Source organism: Streptomyces caniscabiei (assembly GCF_014930365.1).
GTDB classification, from domain to species: Bacteria; Actinomycetota; Actinomycetes; order Streptomycetales; family Streptomycetaceae; genus Streptomyces; species Streptomyces caniscabiei.
Genome location: NZ_JABXWI010000019.1, coordinates 89907 through 104938, shown reverse-complemented (window position 1 = coordinate 104938; position 15032 = coordinate 89907). Strand labels below are relative to the sequence as shown.

Annotated in this window: 12 protein-coding genes; all 12 read left to right on the top strand. The window is 70.4% G+C overall.

The genetic code is table 11. The features are described 5' to 3' along the window. Positions 1-161: 161 nt before the first annotated feature. The 12 genes from HW837_RS39145 to HW837_RS39090 all read left to right on the top strand — a co-directional run bounded on the left by HW837_RS39145 (position 162) and on the right by HW837_RS39090 (position 15020). A complete protein-coding gene (locus HW837_RS39145; protein WP_033526526.1) occupies positions 162-1454 on the top strand; it encodes a homoserine dehydrogenase in 1293 nt (430 codons plus the stop codon). 6 nt (positions 1455-1460) lie between these two features. Beyond that, entirely contained in the window at positions 1461-2519 is a 1059-nt protein-coding gene (thrC, locus tag HW837_RS39140) for a threonine synthase (RefSeq protein ID WP_045558943.1), read from the top strand. Positions 2520-2854: 335 nt separating this feature from the next. Further along, positions 2855-3808, top strand: a complete 954-nt coding sequence (gene thrB / locus HW837_RS39135; protein ID WP_193381836.1) for a homoserine kinase — start codon at positions 2855-2857, stop codon at positions 3806-3808. A 407-nt stretch (positions 3809-4215) separates the two neighbouring features. Then, positions 4216-6261 (top strand): transcription termination factor Rho, encoded by a 2046-nt coding sequence (rho, locus tag HW837_RS39130; RefSeq protein WP_193381837.1) that lies wholly within the window; start codon positions 4216-4218, stop codon positions 6259-6261. Between the two features lie 208 nt (positions 6262-6469). Further along, on the top strand, positions 6470-8176 hold the full coding sequence (locus HW837_RS39125) for a trypsin-like serine protease (protein ID WP_193381858.1): 1707 nt from the start codon (positions 6470-6472) through the stop codon (positions 8174-8176). A 221-nt stretch (positions 8177-8397) separates the two neighbouring features. Continuing rightward, positions 8398-9552, top strand: coding sequence for an LCP family protein (locus tag HW837_RS39120; RefSeq protein WP_093790662.1), 1155 nt, complete (start codon positions 8398-8400; stop codon positions 9550-9552). Between the two features lie 424 nt (positions 9553-9976). Further along, positions 9977-10198: a 50S ribosomal protein L31 gene (gene rpmE / locus HW837_RS39115; protein WP_028804216.1), complete on the top strand. Its 222-nt coding sequence runs from the start codon at positions 9977-9979 to the stop codon at positions 10196-10198. Positions 10199-10344: 146 nt separating this feature from the next. Beyond that, positions 10345-11421, top strand: a complete 1077-nt coding sequence (gene prfA, locus HW837_RS39110) for a peptide chain release factor 1 (protein WP_045558938.1) — start codon at positions 10345-10347, stop codon at positions 11419-11421. Positions 11422-11460: 39 nt separating this feature from the next. Continuing rightward, positions 11461-12306 (top strand): peptide chain release factor N(5)-glutamine methyltransferase, encoded by an 846-nt coding sequence (gene prmC / locus HW837_RS39105; RefSeq protein ID WP_045558937.1) that lies wholly within the window; start codon positions 11461-11463, stop codon positions 12304-12306. Positions 12307-12374: 68 nt separating this feature from the next. After that, positions 12375-13022 (top strand): L-threonylcarbamoyladenylate synthase, encoded by a 648-nt coding sequence (locus HW837_RS39100; protein WP_033526519.1) that lies wholly within the window; start codon positions 12375-12377, stop codon positions 13020-13022. After that, positions 13019-13690 (top strand): arsenate reductase/protein-tyrosine-phosphatase family protein, encoded by a 672-nt coding sequence (locus HW837_RS39095; RefSeq protein ID WP_060883293.1) that lies wholly within the window; start codon positions 13019-13021, stop codon positions 13688-13690. The genes HW837_RS39100 and HW837_RS39095 overlap by 4 nt, the downstream gene beginning before the upstream one ends. Before the next feature lie 91 nt (positions 13691-13781). Continuing rightward, positions 13782-15020, top strand: coding sequence for a serine hydroxymethyltransferase (locus HW837_RS39090; RefSeq protein ID WP_045558936.1), 1239 nt, complete (start codon positions 13782-13784; stop codon positions 15018-15020). The last annotated feature ends 12 nt before the right edge of the window (positions 15021-15032 follow it).

Below are 15032 nucleotides of genomic sequence, written 5' to 3'. Positions count from 1 at the left end.
GCTGACGAAGGAAAGACCCGGGCCGGAAGATCTTCGTCTTTCGGCCCGGTGAAAATGAAATAGATGTCTCACGATCCGGACCGGGGATAGAAACTCCCGTCCGGTGAGTGAGACTGGTCCCACCGTGTTCGGTATGTCGGTATGTGAGGAAACGAGGTCGGATGATGCGTACGCGTCCGCTGAAGGTGGCGCTGCTGGGCTGTGGGGTAGTCGGCTCAGAGGTGGCGCGCATCATGACGACGCACGCGGACGACCTCGCCGCGCGCATCGGCGCCCCGGTCGAGCTCGCGGGCGTGGCCGTACGGCGGCCCTCCAGGGTCCGTGAGGGCATCGACCCCGCCCTCGTCACCACCGACGCCACCGCGCTCGTCAAACGGGGGGACATCGACGTCGTCGTCGAGGTCATCGGCGGTATCGAGCCCGCCCGCTCCCTGATCACCACCGCGTTCGAGTACGGCGCCTCCGTCGTCTCCGCGAACAAGGCCCTCCTCGCTCAGGACGGCGCCGCCCTGCACGCCGCCGCCGGGGACCACGACGCCGACCTCTACTACGAGGCCGCCGTGGCCGGTGCCATCCCGCTGATCCGTCCGCTGCGCGAGTCCCTCGCCGGCGACAAGATCAACCGGGTGATGGGCATCGTCAACGGGACGACCAACTTCATCCTCGACAAGATGGACACCACCGGCGCCGGTTACCAGGAGGCCCTCGACGAGGCCACCGCGCTCGGCTACGCGGAGGCGGACCCCACCGCCGATGTCGAGGGGTTCGACGCCGCCGCCAAGGCCGCGATCCTCGCCGGCATCGCCTTCCACTCGCGCGTACGCCTCGACGACGTGTACCGCGAGGGCATGACCGAGGTGACGGCGGCCGACTTCGCCTCCGCCAAGAACATGGGCTGCACCATCAAACTGCTCGCCATCTGCGAGCGGGCCGCGGACGGCGGGTCCGTCACCGCGCGCGTGCACCCCGCGATGATCCCGCTGACGCATCCGCTCGCCTCCGTGCGCGGCGCCTACAACGCGGTGTTCGTGGAGTCGGACGCCGCCGGTCAGCTGATGTTCTACGGACCGGGCGCGGGCGGTGCCCCCACCGCCTCCGCCGTGCTCGGGGACCTCGTGGCCGTGTGCCGCAACCGGCTCGCGGGGTCCACCGGACCCGGCGAGTCCGCCTATGCCGCCCTGCCGGTCTCGCCGATGGGCGAGGTCGTCACGCGCTACCACATCAGTCTCGACGTCGCCGACAAACCGGGTGTTCTCGCCCAGGTGGCGACCGTGTTCGCGGAGCACGGAGTGTCGATCGATACGGTTCGCCAGCAGGGCAAGGACGGCGAGGCCTCTCTCGTCGTCGTCACCCACCGCGCCTCCGACGCCTCCCTCACCGGGACCGTCGAGGCGCTGCGCAACCTCGACACCGTGCGGGGTGTCGCCAGCATCATGCGGGTTGAAGGAGAGTAACCAGCAATGACCCACCAGTGGCGCGGAATCATCGAGGAGTACCGGGACCGGCTGCCCGTCTCCGACAGCACGCCGGTCGTGACGCTCCGCGAGGGCGGTACGCCCCTCGTCCCCGCGCAGGTGCTCTCGGAGCGCACGGGCTGCGAGGTCCACCTCAAGGTGGAGGGCGCGAACCCCACCGGGTCCTTCAAGGACCGCGGGATGACCATGGCCATCACCCGGGCGAAGGAGGAGGGCGCGAAGGCCGTCATCTGTGCCTCCACGGGCAACACCTCTGCCTCCGCGGCCGCCTACGCCGTCCGTGCGGGCATGGTCTCGGCCGTGCTCGTCCCGCAGGGCAAGATCGCGCTCGGCAAGATGGGCCAGGCCCTGGTGCACGGCGCGAAGATCCTCCAGGTCGACGGCAACTTCGACGACTGCCTCACCCTCGCGCGTGAACTGAGCGACAACTACCCGGTGGCGCTGGTCAATTCGGTGAACCCGGTGCGGATCGAGGGCCAGAAGACCGCCGCGTTCGAGATCGTGGACATGCTCGGCGACGCCCCCGACATCCACGTCCTGCCGGTGGGCAACGCGGGCAACATCACGGCCTACTGGAAGGGCTACAAGGAGTACGCCGCCGACGGTATCGCCGCGAAGACGCCCCGTATGTGGGGCTTCCAGGCCTCCGGCTCGGCGCCGATCGTGCGCGGCGAGGTCGTCAAGGACCCGTCGACGATCGCCACCGCGATCCGTATCGGCAACCCCGCGTCCTGGAACTACGCCCTGGCCGCGCGGGACGAGTCGGGCGGCTTCATCGACGAGGTGACGGACCGTGAGATCCTGCGCGCCTACCGGCTGTTGGCCGCGCAGGAGGGTGTCTTCGTGGAGCCCGCCTCCGCCGCTTCCGTGGCCGGTCTGCTGAAGGCCGCCGAGGCCGGCAAGGTCGACCCGGGCCAGACCATCGTCTGCACGGTCACCGGCAACGGCCTCAAGGACCCGGACTGGGCCGTCGCGGGCGCCCCGCAGCCCGTCACGGTCCCGGTGGACGCGGCGACGGCGGCCGAGCGCCTCGGTCTCGCCTGACTTCCTCCACGGCCACTCGCGTATCCTCTCGCCCAGCCGTTCGAAAACACCTGAGAGTCGCGCGTAGACGTCGATTCTCGGGGGATAACCCTGACAGGACCCGACGGGGGGTGCACAGGGGGCTTACGACACGCATCGTGCGCCTCCTGTGCGCCCTATGTCGCCACAGAACCTTCCTTCGATAGGCTGTGGTGAACCCGCCCGCCGCATATGCCCCGCAAGGGTGCGGCGCCGTGCCGTCCTGAGCGGCCGCCGGGTTCCAGGTACCTGTCGAACGTCAATCGAATGTCATTCGGCAATCGTCAATCCCGCAGTTCAAGGAGAGTCATCGAGCGATGGCCGGTCCAGCGTTCCGCGCCGCCGCCGTACGGGTGCGCGTCCCCGCCACCAGCGCCAACCTCGGTCCGGGCTTCGACGCCCTGGGCCTGTCGCTGGGGCTCTACGACGACGTGGTCGTCCGGGTGGCCGACTCCGGCCTGCACGTCGACATCGCGGGGGAGGGCAGCGAGACCCTTCCGCGCGACGAGCGGCATCTGCTCGTCCGCTCCCTGCGCACCGCCTTCGACCTGCTGGGCGGACAGCCCCGGGGCCTGGAGATCGTCTGCGCCAACCGCATCCCGCACGGCCGCGGCCTCGGCTCCTCCTCCGCCGCCATCTGCGCCGGCATCGTCGCCGCCCGCGCCGTGACCATAGGCGGCGACAACCGCCTCGACGACGCCGCGTTGCTCGAACTGGCCACGGAGATCGAGGGTCACCCCGACAACGTCGCGGCCTGCCTCCTCGGCGGTTTCACCCTCTCCTGGATGGAGGGCGGCGCCGCGCGGGCGATCAGGATGGACCCCGCGGATTCCATCGTTCCGGTGGTTTTCGTCCCCGGGAAGCCGGTTCTGACGGAGACGGCGCGCGGACTGCTCCCGCGCAACGTCCCGCACGTCGACGCGGCAACCAACGCGGGCCGGGCGGCCCTCCTCGTGGAAGCCCTGACCAGGCGCCCCGAGCTGCTGCTGCCCGCCACCGAGGACCGGCTGCACCAGGAGTACCGGGCGCCCGCCATGCCGGAGAGCGCGGCCCTGGTCGAGCGACTGCGGGCCGACGGCGTCCCGGCGGTCATCTCCGGCGCCGGACCCACGGTCCTGGCCCTGGCCGACGAGGCCAGCGCCGACAAGGTGGCCGATCTCGCCGGTGCGGGATGGGCCGCCAACCGGCTGGACCTCGACGCCCGAGGGGCGTGTGTCCTGCCGCTGACCACCACCGTCGCCGAACCCGGCGCCGACAGCGGCGACGAGTAGGCGTTCGGTTGCCGGATTTCGAGAGGGGGAATGTTTGTTGGATCCGGTAGTGTTAACCTCAAGTCTGCACCTGCCCCAGCCATGGCGAGGTGCTTATCGTCCCCGTCCGGGACAACCATTCTTCCGGGAGTCTCCCAAGCCGCACTGTGCTTCGTACGTCAAGCTGTACGCCGTACGCAGGCACTGAGCGGTCTGCCGAGCAGGCTCCGGAACCGGCGCATCGCCGAGCCGCGTGACACAGACACTGAGTGCCACGGCCCGGAAAGCGCCGAATCACCAGAAATTCCCCTCCGCCGCCTTTGGCGGACCACCGCCCCGGCACGGTCCACACGAACAGGACCGAAGCCGGACAGCACAAACGGTCGCCGAGCCAGAAGGCCGACGTCCGCTCCAGGGAAGGACCCTTCGTGAGCGACACCACCGATCTGATGGGCGCACGTGTCGAGGACACCGCTGCCGCGCCCGCCACGGACGCCGCGCCTGCCAGCGGTGCCGGCTCCCGGCGGCGCCGCGGCACCGGCCTCGAGGGCATGGTGCTGGCCGAGCTGCAGCAGGTCGCATCCGGCCTCGGCATCAGGGGCACCGCGCGGATGCGCAAGAGCCAGCTGATCGAGGTCATCAAGGAGGCGCAGGCGGGCGGGGGAGCCCCGGCGAAGGCCGAGGCCGCCACCGAGACCAAGCCGAAGCGCCGCACCACCTCGAAGGCGCGTACGGGCGACGACGCCGCCCCGGCCGAGAAGGCCACCGCAGAGAAGGCCACCGCCAAGAAGGCCGCGGCGCCCGCCGAGAAGGCCGAGAAGGCCGTGGCCCAGCAGCAGATCGAGATCCCCGGCCAGCCGGCCGGTGGCGACGAGGCGCCCACCGAGCGCCGTCGGCGCCGGGCCACCGCCGACGCGGGCAGCCCCGAGACGGTCGCCGCCGAGGCGAAGAGTGAGCCGAAGGCCGAGACCCCGGCCGCGTCGGCCGAGACCAGGGCCGACGCCGGTGACCAGGGCGGCGAGGGCCGTCAGGGCCGCCGCGAGCGTGGCCGTGACCGGGGCGAGCGTGGGGACCGCGGTGAGCGCGGCGACCGCGGCCGCCGCGGCAAGGGCGACGAGCAGCAGCAGGGCGGCGGCCAGCCGCAGCGCGACCGCGGCCAGCAGCAGGGCCAGCAGCAGGGCGGCGGCCGCCAGGACCGCCAGCGTGACAACGGCCCGCAGGACGACGACGACTTCGACGGCGGACGCCGTGGCCGTCGCGGCCGCTACCGCGACCGTCGTGGCCGTCGCGGCCGTGACGAGATCGGCGCCCCCGAGCCGCAGCTCGCCGACGACGACGTCCTGATCCCCGTCGCGGGCATCCTGGACATCCTCGACAACTACGCGTTCATCCGTACCTCGGGCTACCTGCCCGGCCCGAACGACGTCTACGTCTCCCTCGCCCAGGTCCGCAAGAACGGCCTGCGCAAGGGTGACCACGTCACCGGTGCGGTCCGCCAGCCCAAGGACGGCGAGCGCCGCGAGAAGTTCAACGCGCTGGTCCGCCTGGACTCGCAGAACGGCATGGCGCCCGAATCCGGGCGCGGGCGCCCGGAGTTCAACAAGCTGACGCCGCTGTACCCGCAGGACCGGCTCCGTCTGGAGACCGACCCGGGCGTGCTCACCACCCGCATCATCGACCTCGTCGCGCCGATCGGTAAGGGCCAGCGCGGTCTGATCGTGGCCCCGCCGAAGACCGGCAAGACCATGATCATGCAGGCCATCGCCAACGCGATCACGCACAACAACCCCGAGTGCCACCTGATGGTCGTCCTCGTCGACGAGCGTCCGGAAGAGGTCACCGACATGCAGCGGTCGGTGAAGGGCGAGGTCATCTCCTCGACCTTCGACCGCCCGGCCGAGGACCACACCACGGTCGCCGAACTCGCCATCGAGCGCGCCAAGCGCCTGGTGGAGCTGGGCCACGACGTCGTCGTGCTGCTCGACTCGATCACGCGTCTGGGCCGTGCCTACAACCTGGCGGCGCCGGCCTCCGGCCGCATCCTGTCCGGTGGTGTCGACTCGACCGCCCTGTACCCGCCGAAGCGCTTCTTCGGAGCGGCCCGCAACATCGAGGACGGCGGCTCGCTGACCATCCTCGCCACCGCCCTGGTGGACACCGGGTCCCGCATGGACGAGGTCATCTTCGAGGAGTTCAAGGGCACCGGCAACGCCGAGCTCAAGCTCGACCGCAAGCTCGCCGACAAGCGCATCTTCCCGGCGGTGGACGTGGACGCGTCCGGCACCCGTAAGGAAGAGATCCTGCTCGGCAGCGACGAGCTCGCCATCACCTGGAAGCTGCGCCGGGTGCTGCACGCGCTCGACTCCCAGCAGGCGATCGAGCTGCTTCTCGACAAGATGAAGCAGACGAAGTCGAACGGCGAGTTCCTGCTGCAGATCCAGAAGACGACGCCGATGCCCGGTAACGGCGACTAGGTCTCGTACCTCTGAAAACGCTGGGGTCACCCTCTTTGTGAGGGTGGCCCCAGTTTTCTGTATGCGACACGTGTACGATCACGGTCTTCTACGATCAGCTTCTGCACGTTCTGATCAAGCATGCTCAACCATTGCACTCCCAGGGGGGAATTGAGTGGCCAGACCTCTGTCCGGAGCCATAGCCGCCGCGATAGCCGGGACGCTTCTGATGTCGTCCGCGAGCGTGGCCGGCGCCGACACCACCTCGACACCGGACGAGGCGGATGTACGGATCGCCAAGGCGATGGCGGCGGACGACACCGTGGCCGTGACGCGGGAGCCGTCCTCGACCGAGAGCGCGGACACCGACGGCGACAGCGGCCTGAAGCCGTCCGCCCAGATCATCGGCGGCTCGACGACGACCATCGCGTCGGCGCCGTGGATGGCGCAGCTCTGGTACTACGACGAGACGCAGGACCTCGGCTTCTTCTGCGGCGGCACGGTCGTCTCACCGACGAAGATCCTCACCGCCGCGCACTGCGTGGACAAGAACCACTACAACTGGGTCAAGTACGGCGAGATAGTCACCGGCACCGACCAGCTGCCCACCTCCGTCTACAAGGACGACGGCAGCTTCGACCACCTCGACTACCACGGCGGCACGCCCAGCAAGGTCTCGCGCCAGTGGAACCACTCCTCGTGGGACGAGGAGGCGATCGACAACGACGTCGCGGTCCTCACGCTGTCCAAGCCCGTCAAGGCCACGCCGATCAAGATGACGACGTCCGGTGACACGGCCTCGTACGCGGCGGGCACCAGCGCGAAGGCGTACGGCTGGGGCCGTACCAGCTCCAAGACCCAGGACATCTCGCAGACGCTGAAGACGGCCACGCTGCCGATCGTCAGCGACACGACCTGCGCGAACACCTGGAGCCCCTACTTCGTCAAGGGGCACATGGTCTGCGCGGGCAAGCCGTCCGGCGGCACCGACGCCACGACCACCGCCACCTGCAACGGTGACTCCGGTGGCCCGCTCGTCGTCGGCGGCAAGGTCGTCGGCGTCGTCTCGTGGGGCGTCGAGGACTGTGTGTACGAGGGTGCCTACCCGGTCTTCGCCAAGGTCAGCACGTACGTCGGCGTGACCCAGCCGCGGGTCGACGACGCCGCCATCACCCGGGACGGCAAGGCCGACGTCTTCCTGCGCAACAAGGAGACCGGCACGGGCTACGTCCGCGCCTCCACGGGCTCCGCGCTCGGCGACCGCGCGGCCCTGACCGCCGAGGGCAGCTGGAAGGGCTACAACCTGGTCCAGCAGACCGACCTGAACCGGGACGGCTACCAGGACTTCGTCCTGCGCCGCTCCTCCGACGGTGACGTCTTCTGGCGGCGGTTCGTGCCCTCGTCCAACAGCTGGGCGACCACGCAGATCTTCGACAACTGGGCGACCCGCACCCGGATCGTCACCCCCGGCGACGTCACCGGCGACGCCCTGCCCGACCTGCTCTCGGTCGACTCGGCGGGCGCCCTGTGGATCTACCCGGGCAAGGGCAACGGGACGTTCTCGACCCGCGTCAAGGTCGGCACGGGCTGGAACACGTACAACGCGGTCCTCGGTCACGGCGACTTCACCGGCGACGGCAAGACCGACCTGATCGCGCGCACCAAGACCGGGTCGGACGTCTACCTCTACAAGGGCGCAGGCAAGTCCGGCACGGGCGCGTTCGCCACCCGGATCAAGGTCCGCTCGGACTGGAGCGCGTACAACACGCTCCTCACCCCCGGTGACGTGAGCGGCGACGGCCGGGCGGACCTGCTGGCCCGTACGCCGGCCGGGACGCTGTACCTCTACAAGGGCACCGGCAAGGCCACGAGCGAGATCTTCAGCACACGCGCCTCGGTCGGGACCAGCTACGCCCAGTACGACCTGCTCGGCTGAAACACCAGGTGAGCCCGGTCCCGCCGGGCTCATCGTCACACACGGTGCCCATCGTGCTCTGCGCGATGGGCACCGTTCGTCGTGCAACCCTTTCCCGGCATATCCCGTCTGACCGGGCGGAGCGGCCCTGGGACGCCGAGCAGGCGTCCTGGCCGCTTCCGACCCGACAGGCCTGGGCCTGAGCGCAGGGGGTAACCGACCGGAGAGAGAACGAGGAGCACATGTCCGCCGAGAGCACGCCGGACGCCGGCATACCGGGGAAGACGGGCACCACGGGCACCACCGGCCCGCGCCACCGCGCGGCCAAGGGAAGCCGCCGCAAGCCCCGCGAAGGGCACAGCAGAGCGGCGCTGGCCGTCGTCTGGACCGCCGCGGGCGTCCTGGTGCTCGGCGGCACCGGGATCGGCTACCTCTACTTCAAGCTCAACGGCAACCTCAAGAGCGTCGACATCAACCAGGCCCTCGGCACCGACCGGCCCCTCGACGTCGACAACGGCTCGCAGGACATCCTGGTCCTCGGCTCCGACACCCGCTCGGGCAGCAACAAGAAGCTGGGCGGCGGTGTCGACGACGGCAGCGCCCGCTCCGACACGGCGATGGTCGTGCACGTCTACGAGGGCCACAAGCGGGCCAGCGTGGTCTCCATACCCCGGGACACCCTCGTCGAGCGGCCCGAGTGCACCGACGCGAAGGGCGAGACGCATCCGGCGGCGTCGTACGCGATGTTCAACTCCGCGTACTCCACGGGGGGCGCCGCGTGTGCGGTGAAGACCGTGGAGTCCATGACGGGGATCCGGATGGACCACTACATCGAGGTCGACTTCGCGGGCTTCGAGAAGCTGATCAACGTCCTCGGCGGGGTTCCTGTGACCACCACGAAGGACATCAAGGACCCCGACAGCCATCTGGACCTCAAGGCCGGGGAGCACACGCTCACGGGCAAGCAGGCGCTCGGGCTCGTGCGGACGCGGCACGGGGTGGGGGACGGGTCCGACCTCGGGCGCATCCAGCTCCAGCAGGCGTTCATCAAGGCGCTGATCGAGCAGGTCGAGTCGGTCGGGATCTTCAGCAACCCCAAGAAGATCTACGACCTCGCCGAGTCCGCGACCGACGCCGTCACCACGGACTCCGACCTGGACAGCGTCAAGAAGCTCGCGTCCTTCGCCAACGGGCTCAAGGGCATCGGCTCCAAGAACATGACCATGGTCACGATGCCTGTCCAGTACGACCCCGCCGACCCGAACCGCGTCCTGGTGGACGAGGCGAAGTCGAAGCGGGTCTGGGCCGCGCTGAAGGCCGACAGGTCGATCCCGAAGTCGGCGACGAAGGGGACGGCTACGGGGGCCGCCGGGGGCGTGGTGGCCGCCGGCACTTAAAGGGGCGCGGGGAACTGCGCGACCAGCCCCGTACGGCCGGCAGCCGCCCACGGCGAGCACGAGGCACCCCATGGCGCGTGCCGACCGGGGGAGGCCCTTACCGGCGCTGACAGGGCGCCGCCTGCGCCCACCCGTGCCGCCCCAGCGGCACGACTGCCCGCAGCTGGAAAGGGCGAGGCAGCGGCGTGCCGCCCGCAGGTGGGCATGGCCGGGCGTGCCAGGACTGCCCGCAGCTGGGTACGGTCAGCTGCCCGCAGCTACGCAGGGTCAGCGGCAAGCGCGTCGGCAGTCGTGGGAATACCTGTGCGCACCCCCTGGTTTTGGGAGATGACGCCAGTGAATGGCAGACTGGTACGTCGGCTCCGGTTCACGCTCTCGCATCCCGCGGCAGCGACCCGGCGCCCTCCCGAAACTAGGAGACACCTTGAAGCGCGACATCCACCCCGAGTACGTCGAGACGCAGGTCAGCTGCACCTGTGGCGCGTCGTTCACCACCCGCAGCACGATCGAGAGCGGCACCATCCGTGCCGAGGTCTGCTCCGAGTGCCACCCGTTCTACACGGGCAAGCAGAAGATCCTCGACACCGGTGGCCGCGTGGCCCGCTTCGAGGCCCGCTTCGGCAAGGCTGCCGCTGCCAAGAAGTAGCGAGCCCCCAGCGCCGGTCCGCGGCGCCCCCATCGGGGGCGTCGGGACCGGCGCTTTGCGGTGCGGCACACAGATGTGCAGCCCATGGGTGCGGCTCAGGAGCGCAGCCACTCACAACGTCGTACGTCGTACAGGGAGCCGGAGAGATGTTCGAGGCGGTCGAGGAACTGGTCGGGGAACACGCCGACCTGGAGAAGAAGCTCGCCGACCCGTCGGTCCACGCGGACCAGGCCAACGCGCGCAAGCTGAACAAGCGCTACGCGGAGCTGACCCCGATCGTCGGCACGTACCGCACCTGGAAGCAGACCGGCGACGACATCGACACGGCCCGCGAATTCGCCGCGGACGACCCGGACTTCGCCGCCGAGGTCAAGGTGCTGGAGAAGCAGCGCGAGGAGCTGACGGAGAAGCTGCGGCTGCTGCTCGTGCCCCGGGACCCGTCCGACGACAAGGACGTCATCCTGGAGATCAAGGCGGGTGCGGGTGGTGACGAGTCCGCGCTCTTCGCCGGTGACCTCCTGCGCATGTACCTCCGGTACGCCGAGCGCGTCGGCTGGAAGACCGAGATCATCGACTCCACCGAGTCCGAGCTGGGCGGCTACAAGGACGTCCAGGTCGCCGTGAAGACCAAGGGCGGCCAGGGCGCCACCGAGCCCGGCCAGGGCGTCTGGGCCCGGCTGAAGTACGAGGGCGGCGTGCACCGCGTCCAGCGCGTGCCGGCCACCGAGTCCCAGGGCCGCATCCACACCTCCGCCGCCGGTGTGCTGGTCACGCCCGAGGCCGAGGAGGTCGACGTCGAGATCAACATGAACGACCTGCGGATCGACGTCTACCGCTCCTCCGGGCCCGGCGGCCAGTCCGTCAACACCACCGACTCCGCCGTGCGCATCACGCACCTTCCCACCGGAGTCGTCGCCTCCTGCCAGAACGAGAAGAGCCAGCTGCAGAACAAGGAGCAGGCGATGCGTATCCTGCGCTCCAGGCTGCTCGCCGCGGCTCAGGAGGAGGCGGAGCGGGAAGCCGCCGACGCCCGCCGCAGCCAGGTCCGTACCGTCGACCGCTCCGAGAAGATCCGTACGTACAACTTCCCGGAGAACCGCATCTCGGACCACCGCGTCGGCTTCAAGGCCTACAACCTGGACCAGGTCCTGGACGGTGAACTCGACGCGGTGATCCAGGCCTGCGTCGACGCGGACTCGGCCGCGAAGCTGGCGGCCGCGTAAGGCACGTACGAGCACGAAGAAGTACGACGGAGGACTTGCGTGAACCTGCTGCTCGCGGAAGTGGCCCAGGCCACCCAGCGTCTGGCCGACGCCGGCGTGCCCTCGCCGCGCAACGACGCGGAGGAGCTCGCCGCGTTCGTGCACGGCGTCAAGCGGGGCGAGCTGCACACCGTCAAGGACTCCGACTTCGACGCCCGGTACTGGGAGGTCATCGCCCGGCGCGAGCAGCGCGAGCCGCTCCAGCACATCACCGGGCGCGCCTACTTCCGCTACCTCGAACTTCAGGTCGGGCCCGGGGTGTTCGTGCCCCGGCCCGAGACCGAGTCGGTGGTCGGGTGGGCCATAGACGCCGTCCGCGCGATGGACGTCGTCGAGCCGCTCATCGTCGATCTGTGCACCGGCTCCGGTGCCATCGCCCTCGCCCTCGCCCAGGAGGTGCCGCGCTCGCGTGTGCACGCCGTGGAGCTGTCCGAGGACGCCCTGACGTGGACCCGCAAGAACATGGCGGGCTCCCGCGTCGACCTGCGCCAGGGCAACGCCCTGGACGCCTTCCGCGACCTCGACGGACAGGTCGACCTGGTCGTCTCCAACCCGCCGTACATCCCGCTCACCGAGTGGGAGTACGTGGCGCCCGAGGCCCGCGACTACGATCCCCAACTCGCCCTGTTCTCAGGGGAGGACGGCCTGGATCTGATCCGCGGCCTGGAACGCACCGCACACCGGCTCCTGCGCCCGGGCGGTGTCGTCGTCATCGAGCACGCCGACACCCAGGGCGGCCAGGTGCCCTGGATCTTCACCGAGGAGCGGGGCTGGGCCGACGCGGCCGACCACCCGGACCTCAACAACCGGCCGCGGTTCGCGACCGCCCGCAAGGCGCTGCCCTGATGAGCACGGACATGAGCACGCGCCCGACGACAACCCCCCAGCAGTACGTGTACGAGGAGGCCCGCTAAATGGCACGGCGATACGACACCAACGACGCGACCGACCGCGCCACCGGTCTGCGCGAGGCCGCGTCCGCCATTCGCCGGGGCGAACTCGTGGTGCTGCCGACGGACACCGTGTACGGCATCGGCGCGGACGCGTTCACGTCGGAGGCCGTGGCCGATCTCCTGGAGGCCAAGGGCCGGGGGCGCAACATGCCCACGCCCGTGCTCATCGGCTCCCCGAACACCCTGCACGGCCTGGTCACGGACTTCTCCGAGATGGCCTGGGAGCTGGTCGACGCGTTCTGGCCGGGCGCGCTCACGCTCGTCGCCAAGCACCAGCCGTCGTTGCAGTGGGACCTCGGTGACACCCGGGGCACCGTCGCCGTGCGCATGCCGCTGCACCCGGTCGCCATCGAGCTGCTGACCGAGGTAGGCCCCATGGCGGTCTCCTCGGCCAACCTGACCGGGCACCCGGCGCCGGAGAACTGCGACGCCGCCGAGGCGATGCTCGGCGACTCCGTCTCCGTCTACCTGGACGGCGGCCCGACCCCCGGCAACGAGCCGTCCTCCATCGTCGACGTCACGGGCAAGGTGCCGGTGCTGCTGCGCGCCGGGGCCCTGTCGGCGGAGGAGCTCCGCAAGGTCGTACCCGACCTTGAGGTGGCGAATTGACGGCCCCTGACGCGGGGCGTGGCATATGGGACGGGGAAGAGACGCGGACCTTCACGGGGCTGCCGCGGGACACCTTCCGCATCCTCCACGTCAGCACCGGCAACGTGTGCCGCTCACCGATCACCGAGCGGCTGACCCGGCACGCCCTGGCGGACCGGCTCGGGGACCCGCTGTGGGGCGGGCTGATCGTCGAGAGCGCGGGGACGTGGGGGCACGAGGGGGCGCCGATGGAGGCGAACGCGGAGGCGGTCCTCGCGGACTTCGGCGCGGACGCCTCCGGCTTCACCGGGCGCGAGCTGCTGGACGAGCACGTCATCAGGGCCGACCTGGTGCTGACGGCCACGCGTGACCACCGGGCGCAGGTCATCTCCATGGGGCACTCCGCGGGGCTGCGCACCTTCACGCTGAAGGAGTTCACCCGGCTCGTCCGCGCGATCGACCCCGCCACGCTCCCTCCCCTGGAGGAGGGCATGGTCGTCCGCGCACGTGCCCTGGTCCGTGCCGCCGCCGCTCTACGCGGGTGGCTCCTGGCCCCCACCGCCGAGGCGGACGAGGTCTACGACCCGTACGGGGCCCCGCTGCCGTTCTTCCGGTCGGTGGGCGACGAGATACACCAGGCCCTCGATCCGGTGGTGACGGCCCTCACGGGGGTACCCGCGAGGGCGTGACACCGGGCGCGTGTAGACCCGCGGGTCTACATTGGCCGTACGTCATCACAGCGAGCGAGCCGCTCCACAACACGTCGCCCCGGAGTCCATCATGTCGGTCACCCCTGTCCTAGAGGCCGATGTCCTGCGGCGGCAGGACCCTGAGCTGGCCGACATCCTGCTCGGTGAGTTCGATCGGCAGGCGACGACGCTGCAGCTCGTCGCCGCCGAGAACTTCACCTCGCCCGCCGTGCTGGCCGCGCTGGGGTCGCCGCTCGCCAACAAGTACGCGGAGGGCTACCCGGGCGCCCGCTACCACGGCGGCTGCGAGATGGTGGACGTCGCCGAGCGGCTGGCCGTGGAGCGGGCCAAGGCCCTCTTCGGGGCCGAACACGCCAACGTCCAGTCGCACTCCGGCTCTTCGGCCGTACTGGCCGCGTACGCGGCGCTCCTGCGCCCCGGCGACACCGTCCTCGCCATGGGCCTGCACTTCGGCGGTCACCTCACCCATGGCTCGCCGGCCAACTTCTCCGGCCGCTGGTTCGACTTCGTCGGCTACGGGGTCGAGGCCGAATCCGGGCTCATCGACCGCGAGCAGGTCCGCACCCTCGCCCGTACCCACCGCCCCAAGGCCATCGTCTGCGGGTCCATCTCCTACCCCCGGCACATCGACTACGCCTTCTTCCGTGAGGTCGCCGACGAGGTGGGGGCGTATCTGATCGCCGACGCGGCCCATCCGATCGGCCTGGTCGCCGGGGGAGCGGCGCCCAACCCGGTGCCGTACGCCGACATCGTGTGCGCCACCACGCACAAGGTGCTGCGCGGGCCGCGCGGCGGGATGCTGCTGTGCGGGAGCGAGCTGGCCGAGCGGGTCGACCGGGCGGTGTTCCCGTTCACCCAGGGCGGCGCGCAGATGCACACCATCGCCGCGAAGGCCGTCGCGTTCGGGGAGGCGGCAACCCCGGCGTTCACCGCGTACGCCCATCAGGTGGTCGCGAACGCCCGCGTCCTGGCCCGGGGGCTGGCCGAGCAGGGGCTCGTGGTCGTCACCGGCGGCACCGACACCCACCTGCTGACCGTCGACCCCGCGCCGCTCGGGGTGGACGGCCGCACGGCCAAGGGGCGGCTCGCGGCCGCCGGGATGGTCCTGGACTGCTGTGCGCTGCCGCACGGGGACGCCCGTGGCCTGCGGCTCGGCACGGCCGCGCTGACCACCCAGGGCATGGGCGAGGCGGAGATGGCGCGGCTCGCGGTGCTGTTCGCGGGGGCCCTCAGGGACGGCGGCGACGGCAAGCGGACGCGTGAAGAAGTACGGGACCTGGCCGGAAGATTTCCGCCGTATCCGCGCTGAGGTGGGGTAGAC